This is a genomic window from Velazquezella soli (assembly GCF_977018685.1).
This window is the reverse complement of sequence record NZ_CDRNXF010000004.1, coordinates 3,465,762-3,484,383: the sequence shown is the minus strand read 5'-3', so window position 1 is coordinate 3,484,383 and position 18,622 is coordinate 3,465,762. Positions and strand designations below refer to the sequence as shown.

Genomic DNA, 18,622 nt, shown 5'->3' with positions numbered 1-18,622 from the left:
AGATGGCCGTCGCTCTGGCTTTGGGGAACCCTTTCACAGACGCGATGAACCGCGCATGAAGGACACCCCGTCATGCGCTTGGCCTGCCGGGGTGTCAATTCGTGAATCCGCCGGGAAAACAGCAGCTTCAGCGTTTTCCAATGGGCGTGGCCGATAGTCCCCAGCCCGACCGGATTGGTCGTCTTACGGGTTGCTGGCTACTTGTTGCGTGCCAGCAATTCCCGAACCAGTGCGTCGTTGATGCGGCCGGAAGGCTCCTGGCCGATCGAGGACTGGAACGACTTGATTGCGCTTACCGTCTTGGCCCCAAGCTTGCCGTCCGGCCGTCCGGCTTCAAAGCCGTTCTTGTTGAGGATCGCCTGGATGTTGCGGACGGCCTTTTCCATGTCAACAGATGCGGTGGTAAGACGCTTGCCGGCAGCCCATTCATCCGGAACAACAACGGCATTTGCCCGCGGCTCGGGTGTCATCACCTTCCAGAGGTCGACCTTGGCGCGGGCGCTTTCCAGCTGTTCCTTGCGCATGGCGTTGGCCACTTCGTCGCGCTTCTGGGCGGCGTCGTTGTCGCCTGCCTTTGCCGCAACGGCAAACCACTTGTAGCTCTCTTCCAGATCCTGCTTCACGCCGTTGCCGCGGGCAAACAGGATGGCAAGGTTGAACTGGCTGTCGGCGACGCCGTGGTCGGCGGCCTGGGTGAACCACTTGACGGCCTGGGTGTAGTCAGGCTGGCCCGTGGCACCGGACGCGTAGAGAACGGCGAGGTTGTGCATGGCGCTGGCATTGCCGGCTTCGGCGGCCAGCTGATAGTAGCGAACGGCTTCACCGAGGTTGCGCTCGACGCCCGTTCCCTTTTCGAACATGTTCGCCATGCGGTACTGGGCAGGCGCAAGACCACGGTCGGCGGCAAGCTTGTACCAGGTTGCCGCCTCTACGAGATCAGTCTTGACGCCACGTCCCTCGGTAAAGCGGGTGGCAATCTCGAACAGCGCGTTGGCATCGCCCGACGATGCGGCGTCGGCAAGCGATTTCGGCTCCAGGCCGACAGGCACGACGATCGGAGCCGGTGCCTCGATTTCAGCGGCAGCCGGCGCTTGTGCCGTGAAGCCGGCGTCTTCTGAAGGTGCCGGAGCAGCTTCGGCGGCCGGACGCATTGAAGCGAGATCTCCGGCTGCGGGAACCGGATCGATCAGGTGGTTTGTCGCGGCGTCGGGCGCGACCGGAGGCGGCGTCGCTGCCACATCCTGTCCGTCACCATCGCTGGCTGCAGGGCTTTCGGCCGGGGCCTGAGCGGTGTCGACAGGAGCGGGAGCTTCGACTGGTGCGCTCGGAGCCTGCGCAGTCTCTTCCGGCACGGAGACCGGAGCCGGGGCTTCGAGGGCAGCCTGTTCGGGCGCGCTGTCGCTGCTTCCGGTCACGTTCTTGACCACCTGCATCGACATCATCACCAGCAGCACGGCGCCGACGGCCATCAGGATGGGGCGGCGATGCTGCGAAAACTTGGCAAACATGCCGGTCTTTTCGGACGGCGTGCCGGCAACAGACGTGGTCTGCGACTTGGTGGCGGAGCGAACGCTCTTGACCGCGTTGACCTGTGAAGGATCCGTCTCCTGTGCTGCGGCCTTGGCTGCACGACGGGCAGCGGCGATATAGTCAGCGCGGTCCGATTTGTCGGCCGTTCCGGGTTTCTCGCCACTGAAATCGCCGGCGGCCTGGCTGGCACGCACGCGCTCGAGGATCTTTTTGACGTCGGGAGCGCCCGAGCCCGGCTCCAGCAGGTCGTTTTCACGGCCGGCTGGGAGAATGTCGGCTGGATCGATCGAAGGCGTTGGCTCTATGACGGTGCGGGCCGGCTTTTCGCCTGCATCGCGGGTGCCCGACTTGAAACGCTTCGAGAGGCCGGCCAGCAGACCGGGCTTGGCCGGCTCTTCCCGCGCGGCTGCAGGGGGCACGACGACCTCGTCGGTTTCGACGGGCGCATCTGCCAAAGCAACATTGCGGTCCTCGGCGCCGGCAAATTCCATCGCTGGAACGGACAGTTGCGCTGCGGCCGGCATCTTGGGATGGCGAATCGGCTGGTCGGTCTGGGCTTCGCGACCGGCCGGCGCATCGCGATAGGCGGGCTCGAAACGGGCCGTGGAAATGCTGTCTTCCAGCGTGTCCAGACGATTGGCGATCTGCACCAGCGTTCCGTGCAAGGCTTCGAAAGTCTGATGGCTGCGCGTTTCCGTGCCGCGGGTCAGCTCTTCAAGGTGGCGAAGATCGTCGGCGAGGGCCGAAAGGGCTGCCATGTCGCCGGACGCGACGGCCATGCCGCCGGCGCCGGTATTGCGCGAATAGGCTTCGACGACGGCTTCTGCGGCCTGCCGTGCGGCTTCCAGAATGTACTCGTCGTTGGTCGACATGTAGCTTTCGATTGCCGAGAACCGATGCTCGAAACCATCAGGTAGCGCAGTGACCGAAGATGTCTGCGGCTCGCTGATCAGGCTCGAAAGATGCGCAATCTGGTCTTCCAGGCTACGCAGGGCGTTTTCGTCGCCGCGCGGTGCGCTGGCTGCTTCGTCCAGTCGCATGGCGATGTCGGTCAGCCGGGTTTCCAACCGGTCGAAGGCCCGCTCGTCGGTGGCAGGCGCCGGGCGATATTCGATCTCGTCGATACGACGGGCGAGATCATCCAGCCGCTCGCCCAGCATGTCGTTGATCGAGTTGTGATCAAGACCATCGATCTTGCGCGAGATATCGGCGAGGTGGTCGGAAAGCTCGGTCTGATACGCGGGCTTCTGCGCCTGCGTCAGCATGACCGAAAGCTGGTCGAGCCGCTCTTCCAGCCGCATGGCGGCCTGCTCGTCGGAGAGTTCCTCGATCCGCGCGGTCAGCGCTTCGATCCGTCCGGACAGCATCTCGCTCGGATCGGCAGCAGCCTGGCTGATCTGATCGACCTGCTCTGCGATAGCGACGATCCGGCCGTCGAGCTTCTGCATGAAAGCCTGGTCGAGCGTGGCTGCAGCCGAAGCACGGCTGCCGGCGGCAACGGCGCGAGTGATTTCGTCGAGACGCTCGTCGAGAATGGTGAACTGCTCGGCAAGCAGTTCGTCGGATGGCTGCATGCGGCTGCCGAGTTGCTCCATCGCGGTCGCGATCGCAATCAGCTTCTGCTCCAGCGCGCGCAGCGCGGGGCTGTCGTTCATGCCGCCAAGCTGGGTCTTGATGTCGTCGATCCGGTAGGCGAGCTGCGAAACCTCGTCGCGCAGAAGCTCTGGCTCAAGCCCGTGGATTCGCTCTTCCAGCCCCTGCCAGCGGCTTTCCATGCGCTGCACGGAATCTTCGCGCGCCACGCCATCCATGACCTGGGCCATGACATTGCGCAGTTCCTCGAACTCGGCACGCAGGGCCTCCGCATCGGGAGAATTGCTGTAGCCCAGCTGACTAATGCTGTCGGCAAGACGGGAGAAATCGCCGCGCAGGTCTTCGGTGCCGCGATGATCTTCGGCGATCGAGCGGATCGAGCGGATTTCGGTTTGCAGTGCGCCCATCTCGCGGGCGACGCCTTCGGCGATGTCCTGCTTCAGTTCGTGACGCAAGCCGACCAGCGCTTCGGCGATTTCGCGCATGGAGGCGCCATCGGTCGCCTGCTGGCGGGTTTCCCGCATTTGCATATCGCGGCTGGCGACAGCCCGCTCGAAGCGGCTCGCAGAAACTTCGGTGGCAGTTGCCGCAACCGGTGCGGCGGGACGGCGCTCCTGGCTGGGACGATAGGCTTCCGGCGGCGTGATCTTTTCGCGGAGTGGTGATTGGACGGGTTGGCGGACCGGTTCGGCCGCATGCGACTGCTGTGCGCTTGCCATGCGCTCGCGGGCCGATCCCAGCATGCGCTGGCGCTCGCGGATTTCCGCCAGCGGGTCGGCAAAGCGAGGCGCCGCTGGCCTCTGCATCTGCGGGGGCTGCACGGACGCCGGTTTTTCGAGGCGCGGGTCGGAAGCGGGCTGGCGGCGTTCGCGCCCGGCGCCCGACATCAGATCCTCGATTCGGGCCTCCAGGCCCTCGATCGTACGGTTTAGGGCGTCAAGAGAGGAGCGTTCGCCCGGGCGGTTGGGATTCGATCGTGATCCGTTCATGTGCTCGCTCGCTTCCGCGTTTTACCTGCCGACGCTCGGTTTCAGCCTCATCCGCCGCCTATTGGCACCGGTGAATCACATCCATATTAGACATTTCTTACGCAAGGCTTGCCTTATGAAAGAACGACTCATTCGTTGGATGGATTTGACTGACCTCCCGTAGCCCCCACTATTTCCAGAAACGTAGTAAATAAATCGTTAATGTTCGTTAAGATCTTAACCTTTTTGCCACGATTCCGCATGTTTGCCCGGATGACACGGGTTTCGACGATGCTATCACTGTGATGCAGCGCGGCGGGCGCGACTTCCTCGGCAATGCAGGCGAAAGCACCTATTAGGTGATGCTAACGCCGGGTCAAAATCGGCTCGCGATATGAGCCTCCAACTGTTTGACGTTTACGCGAACGTCAATTAAGTAAGTGCAGGAGACGACGGGCTGCAATGCCCGGGAGGAAGCGTCAGGCTAATCTGGAGGATGGATAACGATGCCCGTCTATAAGGCACCGGTAAACGATACACTTTTCGTTCTGAATGATGTGCTCGGCTTGGAGCGTTACGGCAACCTGCAGGGTTTTGCCGATGCGACGCCCGACATGATCGAGGCGATCATCGGCGAGGCGGCGAAAGTGGCCGAAGAGGCCCTGTTCCCGATCAACCTTTCCGGCGACCGGGAAGGCTGCACCCGCAACGACGACGGCACTGTTTTGGTGCCCAACGGCTTCAAGCAGGCCTATGACCAGTATGTCCAGGGCGGCTGGATCGGCCTGGCCGTACCGGAAGAGTTCGGCGGCCAGGGCCTGCCCTACACACTGCATGCCGCCGTCGGCGAATACATGTCGTCGGCCAACATGTCGTTGATGATGTATCCCGGCCTGACGCAAGGGGCGATCGCCGCCATCCTCGTCCACGGCACGGACGAGCAGAAGGCCACCTATCTGCCCAACATGGTCGGCGGTACTTGGTCCGGCACCATGAACCTCACCGAACCCCATTGCGGCACCGATCTCGGTCTGCTGCGCACCAAGGCGGTGCCGCAGGATGATGGCTCCTACAAAATCTCCGGTCAGAAGATCTTCATCTCCGCCGGTGAACACTCGATGACCGACAATATCGTGCATCTGGTTCTCGCGCGGATCGAGGGCGCGCCTGAAGGCACCAAGGGCATCTCGCTGTTCATCGTGCCGAAGTTCATGGTGGGCGAAGACGGTTCGCTCGGAGCCCGCAACGGCGTCAGCTGCGGTGCGCTCGAAGAGAAGATGGGCATCCACGGCAATTCGACCTGCGTGATGAACTACGACGATGCCACGGGCTATCTGATCGGCGCTGAGAACAAGGGTCTCTCGGCCATGTTCGTGATGATGAACGAAGCCCGCCTCGGTGTCGGCCTGCAGGGCCTGTCGATCGCCGAGACCGCCTACCAGAACGCCGTCGCCTATGCCAACGAACGCATCCAGGGCCGTTCGCTCTCGGGCGCTAAAGCGCCGGACAAGAAGGCTGACCCGATCATCGTCCATCCGGATATCCGCCGCTCGCTGATGACCATCAAGGCCTTCAACGAGGCCGGCCGCGCCTTTGTTTTGTGGACGGCGCTGAAATCCGATATCGCCCACCGCTCGCAGGACGAAGCGGAACGCCAGAACGCGGACGATCTCCTCGGGCTTGCAACGCCGATCCTCAAGGGCGTGCTGACCGACAAGGGCTTCGATCACGCGGTCATGGCCCAGCAGGTCTTCGGCGGCCACGGCTATATCGAAGAGTGGGGCATGAGCCAGTATGTCCGCGATGCCCGCATCGCGATGATCTACGAAGGCGCCAACGGCATTCAGGCGCTCGATCTGGTTGGCCGCAAGCTGGCGCTTAACGGCGGCCGCGCCGTTATGGCCATGTTCAAGGAAATCGGTGATTTCTGCGAGGAAAACCGCGGCGACGAGGCGATGGTTCTCTACACCAAGGGCCTCAAGAAGGGTCTGAACGACCTGCAGGCCTCGACCATGTGGTTCATGCAGAACGCCATGGCCAAGCCCGACAATGCCGGTGCCGGCTCGACCGACTACATGCACCTGTTCGGCCTCGTCACGCTCGGTTACATGTGGGCGAAGATGGCGAAGGCAGCTCAAACCGCATTGGCCGCCGGGGACCCGCGCGAAGAGTACCTGAAAGCAAAGCTCGTCACGGCGAAGTTCTATATGGAGCGTATCATGCCGGAAACCGCGCTGCGCAAGGTGCGCATCGAGGCCGGCGCAGACACCATGATGGAACTGGCCGCCGAGGCGTTCTGAGGCGTTGGCTACCCCCTCTGGCCTGCCGGCCATCTCCCCCTCAAAGGGGGAGAAAATGTGTGGCGACTGCTCGCCCCGATTGAACATCGGCGGCGGGGCGGGATAAACCCTCCCTCTTGCGGGGAGGGTTTGGGAGGGGTCTTCTCTCCCGCAGTGAAACAAAGGCAATGTAATTTGCCACTAAGGGAGATGACACCATGACCGAAGTCTTCATTTACGATCACGTGCGCACGCCGCGCGGTCGCGGCAAGAAGGACGGCTCACTGCACGAAGTGCCGGCTGTCCGTCTCGCGGCAAAGACCCTCGAAGCCATCCGTGATCGCAACGGGCTCGATACGGAAACCGTCGACGACATCATCATGGGTTGCGTCGATCCGGTCATGGATAGCGGCGCCGTCATCCCCAAGGCCGCAGCCTTCGAAGCGGGATATTCGACCCGGGCACCCGGCATGCAGATCTCCCGTTTCTGCGCATCGGGCCTTGATGCCGTCAATTTCGGCGCCGGTAAGATCGCAGCCGGATCCGACGACATCGTCATTGCCGGCGGTGTCGAATCGATGTCGCGCGTCGGCATGGGCATGTCCGGTGGCGCCTGGTACATGGACCCTTCGGTCAACTTCCCGTCCTACTTCATGCCGCAGGGCGTCTCGGCCGATCTGATCGCGACGAAATACGGGTTCTCCCGCGATGACGTCGATGCCTATGCCGTCGAAAGCCAGAAGCGCGCCGGAAAAGCCTGGGATGCCGGCTACTTCAAGAACTCGGTGATCCCGGTCAAGGATCAGAACGGCCTGACCATTCTCGACCGCGACGAGCATATGCGGCCCACAACCGACATGCAGGCGCTGGCCTCGCTCAATGCCTCGTTCCAGATGCCCGGCGAAATGGGCGGTTTCGAAGCTGTCGGCATCCAGGCACATCCGGAAATCGAAAAGATCAATTACGTCCACCACGCCGGCAATTCGTCTGGCATCGTCGATGGCGCTGCAGCCGTCCTGATCGGCTCCAAGGCCGGCGGCGAAAGCATGGGCATCAAGCCGCGCGCCCGTATCCGCGCGTTCGCAAACATCGGCTCCGACCCGGCGCTGATGCTGACCGGCCCAGTCGACGTCACCGAAAAGCTGCTGGCCCGCACCGGCATGACGATTGCCGATATCGACCTGTTCGAACTCAACGAGGCCTTTGCCGCCGTCGTGCTGCGCTACATGCAGGCGTTCGACATTTCCCACGACATCATCAACGTCAATGGCGGCGCGATTGCCATGGGTCACCCGCTCGGTGCCACCGGCGCGATGATCCTCGGCACCGTCCTCGACGAACTGGAACGCCGCGATCTCAACACCGCATTGGTCACGCTCTGCATCGGCGCCGGCATGGGCACCGCGACCGTCATAGAGAGGGTCTGATCGTGAGCTTCAATACGGGTACAATCGAAGATGAGTTTGCGCATGTTGACGACCACTGGTCTCCACGCGTCATTGCCGATCTCAACGGACAGAGCGTGAAGGTCGCCAAGGTCAAGGATCATCTGACCTGGCATTCGCATCGCGACGAGGACGAACTGTTCCTCATCTGGAAGGGCGAACTCACGATCGAATATCGGGACCGGCCGCATGTCCATATGAAGGCAGGCGACTTCCATGTCGTTCCGAAGGGCGTCGAGCACAATCCGGTCGCGGCCGATGAGTGCTGGATACTCTTGTTCGAACCGTCCGAGACGAAGCATACCGGCGATGTCGTGGTCGAAAAGACCAGGACGTTGGAAACCCAGCGCAGCCATTTGTCGGCCTGATAGGGGAGGAACCCAATGACCTACACCAACTTCACCATCGAAACCGACGCGGACGGGATTGCTGTCGTCACCTGGGATATGCCGGGCAAGTCGATGAATGTCTTTACCGCCGAAGTGTTGGAAGAACTCGACGCGATCCTGAAGGCAACCGTCGCGGATGCCGCCATCAAGGGCGTTGTCTTTACCAGCGGCAAATCCTCGTTTTCCGGCGGTGCCGACCTCACCATGATCCGCGGCATGTTCTCCATGCTGCAGGAAGCGACCGCACAGGACCCTGCCACCGCCAAGCAGAAGCTGTTCGAGGTTGCAGGGCAAATGACCTGGCTGTTCCGCGCCATCGAAACCAATGGCAAGCCCTGGGTATCGGCCATCAACGGCACCTGCATGGGCGGCGCTCTCGAGCTGTCGCTGGCCTGCCACGGTCGCGTCGTCGCCAATTCCAAGTCGGTCAAGCTTGCGCTGCCTGAAGTCAAGGTCGGCATCTTTCCGGGCGCCGGGGGAACGCAGCGCGTCTCGCGCCTCACAGATGCCCAGTCCGCCCTGCAGATGATGACGACCGGTCAGACGCTGACGCCGCAACGCGCCAAGGCGATGGGTCTCGTGCATCAGATCGTCGAACCCGATCAGCTCGTGACCGCTGCAAAGCAGATGATCAAGGATGGCTTGAAGCCCGTCGCTCCCTGGGACGAAAAGGGCTTCAAGGCACCCGGTGGCGGTGTCTGGACGCCACAGGCTGCCCAGCTCTTCCCGGCGGCTCCCGCGATCCTGCGCCGTGAGACGGCAGGCAATTATCCGGGCGCGCTCGCCATCCTCAAATGCGTCTATGAGGGGCTTCAGCTGCCCTTCGATACGGCGCTCAAGGTTGAGCAGCGCTATTTCACGCAGATCCTCGGCACCACCGAAGCCTTCTCGATGATCCGTTCGCTGTTCATCTCGATGCAGGAACTGGGCAAGGGCGCCCGTCGTCCGGCAGGCGTTCCAAAAAGCGAGTTCAAGAAGGTCGGCGTGGTCGGCGCGGGCTTCATGGGTGCCTCGATCGCTTATGTGACCGCTGCCGCCGGCATTCCCGTCGTGCTGATCGACCAGAGCCAGGAAGCAGCCGACAAGGGCAAGGCCGTCTCCGAAAAGCTGGTATCCGACAGCGTCGCCAAGGGTCGCCTGACGAAGGAGGAGGGCGAAAAGCTCCTCTCGCTCGTCACCGCCACGCCGGACTATTCAACACTTGCAGATGCCGATCTCGTCATCGAGGCGGTGTTCGAAGACCGCAACGTCAAGAAGGCCGTGATCGAGGCGGTCGAAGCGGTTATTCCGGAAACCACGATCTTCGCGTCGAACACCTCCACCCTTCCGATCTCGGGCCTCGCGGAAAACTCCAAGCGTCCGGACCAGTTCGTCGGCGTGCATTTCTTCTCGCCGGTCGAAAAGATGATGCTGACCGAAGTCATCCTGGGCGAAAAGACCGGCGACAGGGCGCTTGCCGTGGCGCTGGATTTCATCGGCAAGATCAAGAAGACGCCCATCGTCGTCAACGACACGAGAGGCTTCTTCGTCAACCGCTGCGTCTTCCGCTATATCAACGAAGCCTATGACATGCTGGCCGAAGGCGTGCCGGCAGCCATGATCGAGAATGCCGCCAAGATGGCCGGCATGCCGGTCGGCCCGCTGTCTCTTAACGATGAAGTGGCCGTCGATCTCAGCCAGAAGATCATGAAGGCCTCGATCGCCGATCTCGGCCCCAACTCGGTCAAGCCGGAACACATGGCGCTGATCGACAACATGGTCGATGTGCTCGATCGCCGCGGCCGCAAGAACGGCAAGGGCTTCTACGACTACCCCGCCAAGCCCGCGAAGAAATCGCTCTGGCCCGGCCTGAAGGAGTTCTATCCACAGAAGCCAGCTGGAGACGTCGACGTCTCCGTGCTGAAGCAGCGCTTCCTCGTGACGATCGCACTGGAAGCCGCCCGCACCGTCGAGGAAGGCATCGTCACCGATCCGCGCGAAGCCGATGTCGGCTCCATCCTCGGCTTCGGCTTTGCCCCCTATACGGGTGGCACGCTGTCCTACATCGACGGCATGGGCGTGAAGACCTTCGTCGAACTCGCCGAAAAGCTGGCCGCGCAATATGGCAGCCATTTCAAGCCGACGCAGCTGCTCAAGGACATGGCGGCGAACGGAGAGACCTTCTACGGTCGGTTCGACCCCTATGCGAAAATCGGCCAGGCGGCCTGACGTCGCCATCAAGCGACCATGAAAAAGGGCGGCTTGGAGCCGCCCTTTTTTGTATGCGAACGATAGTCGTCTTTACCGGATGACCATCTGCTGCGGAACGCTCTGGGCCGCCGGCTTCGGCGACTTCAGGGTCTTCGCAGGTGCCGGCTCCGCCGTGCCGAGCAGCTTGTCACGCTCGCGCCACAGGGCAGGGATCGAGAGAAGGCCGACGGCGGTCAGTGCAATGGCAGTCTTCGTCCACTCGCCGAGTTCCGGCGTACGACCGTCGAAATAGTAGACGAAGTAGACGATCGCGACGTGCCATACATAGACGTAGAGCGAGTGGCGGCCGAGCAGGCGCAGGTACCGCAGGGTGAACACCCAGGTCACGGCAGACGCGATGTTACGCACCCAGTTTGCCTTGTGCTGCGGACCGGCAACCAGCAGCCAGGTAACCAGAAGACCCATGGCAGCGAAGTTCAGGAGGTAGACCGGACCGAAATCGGCACGGATTTCCATCGAGGCGAACTTGCCGATCATGTAGGCCGGCATCAGCTCGTTGGCGGTAATCAGGCGCAGCGGCAGGAAGAACATCACCAGCACTAGCGCCACCTTGGGGATGAACGTGTTGTCTGGCGACAGGATCTTGCCCCAGTTGATCTTGCCGGACGAGGTCAGAGCACCGAGCACGAGGCCCGAGAAGAACACGATCTGCCACCCGAACAGGTTGAACGAGACGCGGATGCCCTGATCATCCGAACCCATGATCAGCTCGTTGATCGGGATCGTTGCGATCTGATGCAGACCCAGCTGTCCGGCCATCCACATCATGATCGAGGCGGCGACCACGTAGTGCCACTTGTCATCAAGCACCAGCTTGATCAGCATCGGTGCAAACAGCATGTAGACGATATACTGCGGCAGGATGTCCATGAAGGTCGGCTGGTAGAGGAAGGTGGCGATCGCAGCGAGACGCAGCGGATCGTCGAAATTGGTATAACCCAGCCAGTTGAACCAGACCGAATAGGCCCCCGGCAGCAGCATCTGCGCCACCAGCACGGCGATCACGATGCCCATGGCATAGCGATAGAGCTCGAAGGCACGGCTGTAGATCGCAGTGCGACCGGCGGCATATCCGCCTTTCATCATCTTGCGGGCGTAGACCATGCCGATCATCAGACCGGACAGGAACACGAAGCCCTGCGCATCCTCGACAAAAGCAAGCTGGTTGTGGTTGATTTTGACCAGGAAGTAGCCACCGGCAAATATCAGGTGGTTGAGAACCATAAATACAAGGAAATATCCCCGCATCCCGTCAATGATCTCGAATCGTTTCATCGGTCGCGGTCTCCGTCTCTACCGGTTCCGATGGCCTCGTGCCTTTCGGTCCGTAAGGCCTCTTCGGGCCGGGAAGTCACGCGCCTAAACGTCGCGACGCGCCGGAGAGTTCCGAGCGACACTCGCTTTGTATCTGACGTTCAGACATTTCAACCGTAAACAGTCTGTGATGACTATTCGATGAACAGCTTTTCAAGCAGTTTGCGTCATTCCGCCGCGAGACGCCGCAGACCGGCGATCTGGGTGAGGTAAGCGCGCAGCGCCGCCGGTCGCACCGGCTTGTGCTGCAGTGAAATGCCGTGTTTCTCAGCCTCGTTGCGCACATCCGCGGACCGATCGGCGGTGATGAGCAGGGCCGGAACATCGGCCTCGTAAGCGGCACGCAGCGACTGGATCGCCGCGATCCCGTCGCCGTCATCGAGATGATAATCGGCGATAATGATATCCGGCGCCGGCTCACCCGAACGGATGATTTCGTCCAGCGCCGTGATGGACTGCGCTTCCCTGACCGTGCAACCCCAACCCGTAATCAACAGCGCCATCCCCTCCAGAATCTTCGGCTCGTTGTCGATGCACAGAACCCTCAGCCCGGTCAGCGGCTGCGAGCGTTTTCGCCGTTCAGGCCGCTCGGAGGCTTTCGCCGGTCGCGCGACCGATGCGTCGAGCGGCAGATCCACCCTGAAGATGGTTCCGCGACCGGGCCGCGATGCAAGCTGCACGGGGTGGTCGAGCACGCGCGAAATACGGTCGACGATGGAAAGACCAAGGCCGAGACCGGTTGCGGTTTTCGCCCCTTCGTCGAGCCTTGCGAATTCCTTGAACACGGTCTCGAACTGGGCTGCCGGAATGCCGATGCCGGAGTCGTGCACTTCGATCGATACTCGCCCGCCATGCCGCCGCGCGCCGACCAGAACCTTGCCGCTAATTGTGTACTTGATTGCATTGGACACCAGGTTCTGCACCAGCCGGCGCAGGAGATTGGCGTCGGAGCGAACCCTGAGTGAGGTCGGCATCACCACGAAAGTCAGGTTCTTCTCGCGCGCCATCGGCTCATAGTCGGTCGCGATGCGGCGCAACAGATCGTCGAGGACGATGGTTTCAAACTGCGGCTTCATTGCGCCGGTGTCGAGCCGCGAAATATCCAGTACCGCCCCAAGGATCGCCTCGACCGATTCGAGAGCGGAATCGATGTTGCGCACCAGCGGACCGTTGCGGTCGGCAGGCGTCATGCGCTCGACCAGTGCGGATGAGTACAGCCGCGCGGCATTGAGCGGTTGCAGGATATCGTGGCCGGCAGCGGCAAAGAAACGTGTCTTGCCGATATTGGCTTCCTCGGCCTCGGCACGCGCCTGGCCCAGCGCATGGTTGACGCGGGTCAGCTCTGAGGTGCGCTGTGTCACCCGCTGTTCGAGCGTTTCATTCGCCTGTTTCAGCGCCTTTGCCGCCGCAACACGGTCGGAAATGTCGGTGAAGGTTGCAACGATGCCGCTATCCGGCATCGGGTTGGTGCGCACTTCGATGATCCGCTCGCCGCTTGCAACGACAAGCGAGAACGACGCATCCAGCGTCTTGAACCGGTTGACCACATCCGCCTGTTCGTCTGCAGGAATGTCACCCCGGTCCGAAAGCATCGCCACGATTTCTGAGAGCGGAAATCCGACCTGTCCGACCTGGTCGGGAAGGTCGAGAAGATGGCGAAAACGTCGGTTCCAGATCGTCAGCCGGTCGGCACTGTCGAACACGGCAATTCCCTGGTCCATCTGCGAAAGCGCCGTCTGCAGCATGTCCTGATTATATTGCAGCGCCTCGCTCGCCTGATCGAGCAGGAAGGCGGTGTCGGCACTGGCATCCTCGGCCTTCTGCAGGATCAGCGACAAGACGAGCCGTGCCGAGGAAGAACCGATCGCGCTTCCCAGCAGCTGTTCGGAGAAATGCACCAGCGCCATATCGGCCGGCTGGTCGTCCTCGAACCGGCGTCCCGCGGTGCGCTCATAGTGGGAAAACGAACGCTGCATGCGCTCCTCGCCGAGATAGCGCGCAATCGTCGCCTTGAGGTCTCCCACGCTGACACGGGTCTTCCAGCCGCGGGTCGCAAACTCCGAGCGCAGATGCCGCTTGACGAAAATCCCGGCCTGCAAACGCTCCACCGGTCGCGGATTGCGTGAGAGAGAGCCGAGCACGAAGGCCAGCATGTTGAGCGCCAGACTGAAGATCGTCGCGTTGACGAGCGGATCGGTTTCGGGACCCGAAAATATGCCGGTGCCGGGGATCAGGAAATTCAGCACGGCCGCGGCGATGTGGGAATTGTCCGGTCCGCCGAGGCTCGGCACGAACAGTAGATAGGCCCAGGCCGCAAACCCGAGGCACATGCCAAGGATTGCGCCTCGGGCATTCGCCCTCCGCCAGATCAGCCCGCCGAACAGCGCGGGCGCCACCTGCGCGATCGCCGCAAACGCCAGAAGGCCGATCGAGGCAAGACCCGATTGGGTGTCCGCCATCCGGTAATAGCCATAGCCGAGAAGCAGCACGGCGAAGATCGCGAGCCGTCGGATATTGAGAAGTGCACGGGTGAAATCGGCACGACCCCCATGCGCCGAGCGTGCCGCCATCAGCTTGCGGCGCAGGAAGACAGGAATGATGATGTCGTTCGACACCATGATCGACAATGCGACGGATTCGACGATCACCATCGCGGTGGCGGCGGAAAAGCCGCCGATGAAGGTGATCAGCGTCACGACCGGCAGATTGCCGTGGAGCGGAAGCGTGAGAATGTAGAGGTCGGCATTGCCGGTTCCACCGAACGTGACCAGTCCGGCAATCGCCACCGGCAGCACGAAAAGGTTGATCGCGACGAGATAGATCGGCAGCAGAAACGAAGCGACCTTGCGTTCCCGATCCGTGCGGTTTTCCACGACCGTCACATGGAACTGCCGAGGCAGAAGCAGGATGGCGAAGGCCGAGAGAAGTATCAAAATCAGCCAGCGGCTGAGGGGAGTTTCGTAGGACAGTGCCGAGGTGATCAAGAGGTTGTCGGCAGCCTTGGCCATCAGGTCTGCAGGACCGTCGAACAGCACGAACAGCACCGTCAGCCCAACGGTTGCAAAGGCGAAGACCTTGACGACGGATTCCATCGCCACTGCCAGGATCAGACCGTCCTGATGCTCCGTCGCATCCGTATGGCGGGTGCCAAACATGACGGCGAAACCGGCCATCAGCAGTGTCACGATCAAGGCCAGATCGATGAAATGCAGGTTGCCGCTGCCAATCCCGTAGTCGGAAGGATTGACCATCACGGCGACCGAACTCGACACGGCTTTGAGTTGCAACGCGATATAAGGCACGGAGGCCACCAGCGCGATGATCGCGACAATCATCGCGACAGTCGAATTCTTGCCATAGCGGGCAGCGACGAAGTCGGCGACGGAGGTCAGTTTCTCGGCTTTCGCGAGTTCGACGATGCGTCGGATCAGCGGCATGCCCAACGTCAGCATCAGGATCGGGCCGATATAGATGCCGAGGAATTCAATCCCGCGACGGGAAGCCAGACCCACGCCACCGAAATAGGTCCACGAGGTGCAGTAGATCGCCAGGCTGAGCGCATAGACCACGGGCCGGCCGATCTTCGGCACGCCCACGACGCGGCTTCTCCGGTCGCCATAACTTGCGACCGCAAACAGCAGCAGGATATAGGCGAAAGCGGCGACGATGATCACCCAGCCCGAAAGCATGTCTCCTCCCCGCAATGCCGCGACGCGGATGAGATTAGGTCAAAAGCAAGGGTTTGCAAATCGCCGCGGCATTGGCAAAAAGTCCAATGCCTGGTCATCTTTAAGTCTCTGTCTTTTTCACCTTTTCAGCAAGTGGTGATGCACTATGTTGGGGCGGATCAACAACCCGAGCAGCAGGGGTAATGCTATGTCCGTTGTTTCCGAATTCCGTTCCTTTATCGCCAAGGGCAATGTCGTCGATCTCGCCGTCGGCATCATCATCGGCGGCGCCTTTACCGGCATCGTCACATCACTGGTCAACGATCTCGTCATGCCGGTCGTAGGTGCCGTGACAGGCGGTGGCTTCGACTTTTCCAACTACTTCGTGGCGCTGTCGAGTGCGGTCACAGCGCCCTCGCTGGAAGAAGCCCGCAAGCAGGGCGCCGTCTTCGCCTATGGCAGCTTCATCACGGTCGCGATCAACTTTCTCATCCTCGCCTTCATCATCTTCCTCATGGTCAAGGGCGTGAACAAGCTCCGCGCCATGGAAGAAAAGAAGCCTGCGGATGCCACACCGGCCCCGCCGCCGGCCGATATCCAGTTGCTTTCGGAAATCCGCGACCTTCTGAAGACGGGTAACCCGATCCGGTAACCCAACCGCGTCAACAGATCGGCGATCCATCAAGAAAAACGATCGCCGATCCACGGATTGTCATGGGATTTTCCGAGTTCTCTGCGCTAAACAGAATTAAAGCATAGGGAAATGTTCAGGAACCATGTCGATCATTGCAAGTCTCAGCCCGCGCGCCGTCTCCACTCCCGAAAGCGGTATTGTCGAGATCATCAATCACGCCCGCGCCGGTGGCCGCCGCGACCTGATCCCGCTATGGGCAGGCGAGGGCGACCTGCCGAGCCCGGATTTCATCAATCAGGCGGCATCGAGCGCGCTTCTGGGCGGTGAGACCTTCTATACCTGGCAGCGCGGAATTCCCGAACTGCGCCAGGCACTGTCAGACTATTACACGCGGCATTTTCTAAAGACGCTGTCGTCAGAGCATTTCTATGTCACCGGCTCCGGCATGCACGCGATCATGATGGCCGTGCAGGCGATCGCCTCGCCGGGCGATGAACTGATCTACCTCTCTCCGACCTGGCCGAACATCATCTCCGCGATCGAGATTTCCGGCGCTTCCGCCATCGGCCTGCCGCTTGCCTTTACCGGCGGCGGCTGGTCTCTCGATCTCGACACGCTGGACGCTGCGATCACACCAAAGACACGTGGCCTTTTTATCAATACGCCCGCCAACCCGACCGGCTGGACGGCAACGCTTGATGATCTCCGAGACATTCTGACGCTCGCCCGCAAACATGGGATCTGGATCATCGCCGACGAGATCTATGCCCGTTACTACTACGGTGGTGCGGCAAGGGCTCCGTCCTTCCTCGACATCATGGAAGAGGGCGATCGGATCATCTTCGCAAATTCCTTCTCCAAGAATTGGTCGATGACCGGCTGGCGCATGGGCTGGCTGGTGGCCCCGCCGGAAATGGGACAGGTGATCGAAAACCTCATCCAGTATTCCAATTCGGGCGTTGCCCAGTTCATGCAGCGCGGCGCGGTCGTGGCGCTGAACGAAGGCGATGGCTTCGTCAACGAAAACGTGGCCCGCGCCGTCGCCGGCCGCGATATTCTCTGCGATGCGCTGATCGCCACCAACCGCGTGCAGACGCTGAAACCGGATGGCGCGATCTACGCCTTCCTGAAGGTGGATGGCGTAACCGACAGCCGCCTGACGGCGATGGACATCGTCGACAAGATCGGCGTGGCGCTGGCGCCCGGTTCTGCCTTCGGAGAGGGTGGCGAACTGTTTCTGCGGGCCTGTTTTCTGCGCAATTCGGCCCATGTCGAAGAAGCCGCCGGTCGGTTGGCGGACTATATCAAGCGCCTCTAACCCCGCTCCATCACCGCAAAGAGGGCGGTCTGTAAAATTTTATCGATCGCCTGAACGCCGTGTTTTCCGTGTTCCGCGTTAAACCCGGCGGCCCCGCCCGGTGGTAAGGTTTGCTGAAGAACGGCCGTGTTTCTCTCTGCGAAAGAAAAAGCAGGGGCGAGAAAATGGCTGTTCTGGTCACGGGTGGTGCAGGGTATATCGGAAGTCACATGGTCTGGGCGCTGCTTGACGCCGGCGAAGATGTCGTCGTGCTCGACCGTCTGTCGACAGGGTTCCGCTGGGCGGTTCCGGACGAGGCGCGCTTCTATCTGGGTGATGTCGGCGATTCCATCATCCTGAAGCAGATCTTTGCTGAAAATGACATCGACGCCATCCTGCATTTCGCAGGCTCGATCGTCGTGCCGCAATCGGTCGCGCATCCGCTGGATTATTACGAAAACAATACCGGCAAGACCCGCTTCCTGGCGGCAGCCGCCGTCGAAGCGGGCATAAAGCATTTTGTTTTCTCTTCCACCGCCGCCGTCTACGGCGATCAGAAGGATGACACGCCGGTTCTGGAAAGCGCGCCGACGCTGCCGAAAAACCCCTACGGTCAATCCAAGCTGATGTCCGAACTGATGCTGCGCGATGCGGCTGCAGCCCATGATTTCCGCTTCGTCGCGCTGCGCTACTTCAACGTCGCCGGTGGTGATCCGCTTGGGCGCACCGGTCTTTCCACGGAAGGTGCGACGCATCTCATCAAGATTGCCTGCGAGGCGGCTCTCGGCAAGCGCCGCGGCGTCGATGTCTATGGCACCGATTATCCGACAGCTGATGGTACCGGTGTGCGCGACTACATACATGTGACCGATCTGGTCGAAGCGCACTTGAAGGCACTGAGCTATCTGCGTCGTGGCGGCGAACCTCTGATCGCCAATTGCGGTTATGGGCGCGGCTATTCGGTGCTGGAAGTGCTCGAAGCGGTCAAGAAAGCCGGAGCCCGCGGGTTCGACATCAACTACGGCCCGCGTCGCCCGGGCGATGCAGCAAGCGTCGTCGCCAATGCGACGCTCGCCCGGCGCCTTCTTGAATGGACCCCGCGCCACGACGATCTCGACCTGATCGTCGAAACCGCAATCCGCTGGGAACGGGAACTGGGCGATCGCCGTCCGGAAAGCATCCGCGCGATCCGCACCCGGCTCGCGTCGGCGAGCTTCTGAGCGCAAGCAAGATGCAGTGATGCGGCCGCATTGCT

General features: G+C 61.4%; 10 protein-coding genes. 7 read left to right on the top strand and 3 right to left on the bottom strand.

What is annotated here, in order from left to right; genetic code table 11:
• Positions 1-197: 197 nt before the first annotated feature.
• Positions 198-4,112, bottom strand: coding sequence for a peptidoglycan-binding protein (locus tag AC0JZ8_RS20400; protein WP_471893307.1), 3,915 nt, complete (start codon positions 4,110-4,112; stop codon positions 198-200).
• Between the two features lie 485 nt (positions 4,113-4,597).
• Here AC0JZ8_RS20400 and AC0JZ8_RS20395 point away from each other — a divergent pair, with 485 nt between their 5' ends.
• From AC0JZ8_RS20395 to AC0JZ8_RS20380, 4 genes are all read left to right on the top strand, one after another.
• The gene (locus AC0JZ8_RS20395; RefSeq protein WP_471893306.1) at positions 4,598-6,391 is read left to right on the top strand and encodes an acyl-CoA dehydrogenase C-terminal domain-containing protein; all 1,794 of its coding nucleotides are present in this window, start codon (positions 4,598-4,600) and stop codon (positions 6,389-6,391) included.
• 197 nt (positions 6,392-6,588) lie between these two features.
• On the top strand, positions 6,589-7,797 hold the full coding sequence (locus AC0JZ8_RS20390) for an acetyl-CoA C-acetyltransferase (RefSeq protein WP_062453885.1): 1,209 nt from the start codon (positions 6,589-6,591) through the stop codon (positions 7,795-7,797).
• 2 nt (positions 7,798-7,799) lie between these two features.
• The gene (locus tag AC0JZ8_RS20385; RefSeq protein ID WP_062453884.1) at positions 7,800-8,183 is read left to right on the top strand and encodes a cupin domain-containing protein; all 384 of its coding nucleotides are present in this window, start codon (positions 7,800-7,802) and stop codon (positions 8,181-8,183) included.
• A 15-nt stretch (positions 8,184-8,198) separates the two neighbouring features.
• Positions 8,199-10,412, top strand: a complete 2,214-nt coding sequence (locus tag AC0JZ8_RS20380; RefSeq protein WP_471893305.1) for a 3-hydroxyacyl-CoA dehydrogenase NAD-binding domain-containing protein — start codon at positions 8,199-8,201, stop codon at positions 10,410-10,412.
• A 72-nt stretch (positions 10,413-10,484) separates the two neighbouring features.
• On the opposite strand, the gene AC0JZ8_RS20375 is transcribed toward AC0JZ8_RS20380, so the two are convergent.
• Entirely contained in the window at positions 10,485-11,729 is a 1,245-nt protein-coding gene (locus tag AC0JZ8_RS20375) for an OpgC family protein (RefSeq protein ID WP_092663621.1), read from the bottom strand.
• A 206-nt stretch (positions 11,730-11,935) separates the two neighbouring features.
• A complete protein-coding gene (locus AC0JZ8_RS20370; protein WP_471893304.1) occupies positions 11,936-15,457 on the bottom strand; it encodes a PAS domain-containing hybrid sensor histidine kinase/response regulator in 3,522 nt (1,173 codons plus the stop codon).
• Positions 15,458-15,644: 187 nt separating this feature from the next.
• Here AC0JZ8_RS20370 and mscL point away from each other — a divergent pair, with 187 nt between their 5' ends.
• The 3 genes from mscL to galE all read left to right on the top strand — a co-directional run bounded on the left by mscL (position 15,645) and on the right by galE (position 18,587).
• Entirely contained in the window at positions 15,645-16,088 is a 444-nt protein-coding gene (gene mscL / locus AC0JZ8_RS20365) for a large conductance mechanosensitive channel protein MscL (RefSeq protein ID WP_062578996.1), read from the top strand.
• A gap of 124 nt (positions 16,089-16,212) precedes the next feature.
• Positions 16,213-17,388 (top strand): pyridoxal phosphate-dependent aminotransferase, encoded by a 1,176-nt coding sequence (locus tag AC0JZ8_RS20360; RefSeq protein ID WP_430241050.1) that lies wholly within the window; start codon positions 16,213-16,215, stop codon positions 17,386-17,388.
• Between the two features lie 164 nt (positions 17,389-17,552).
• Entirely contained in the window at positions 17,553-18,587 is a 1,035-nt protein-coding gene (galE, locus tag AC0JZ8_RS20355) for a UDP-glucose 4-epimerase GalE (protein WP_471893303.1), read from the top strand.
• Positions 18,588-18,622: the final 35 nt, after the last annotated feature.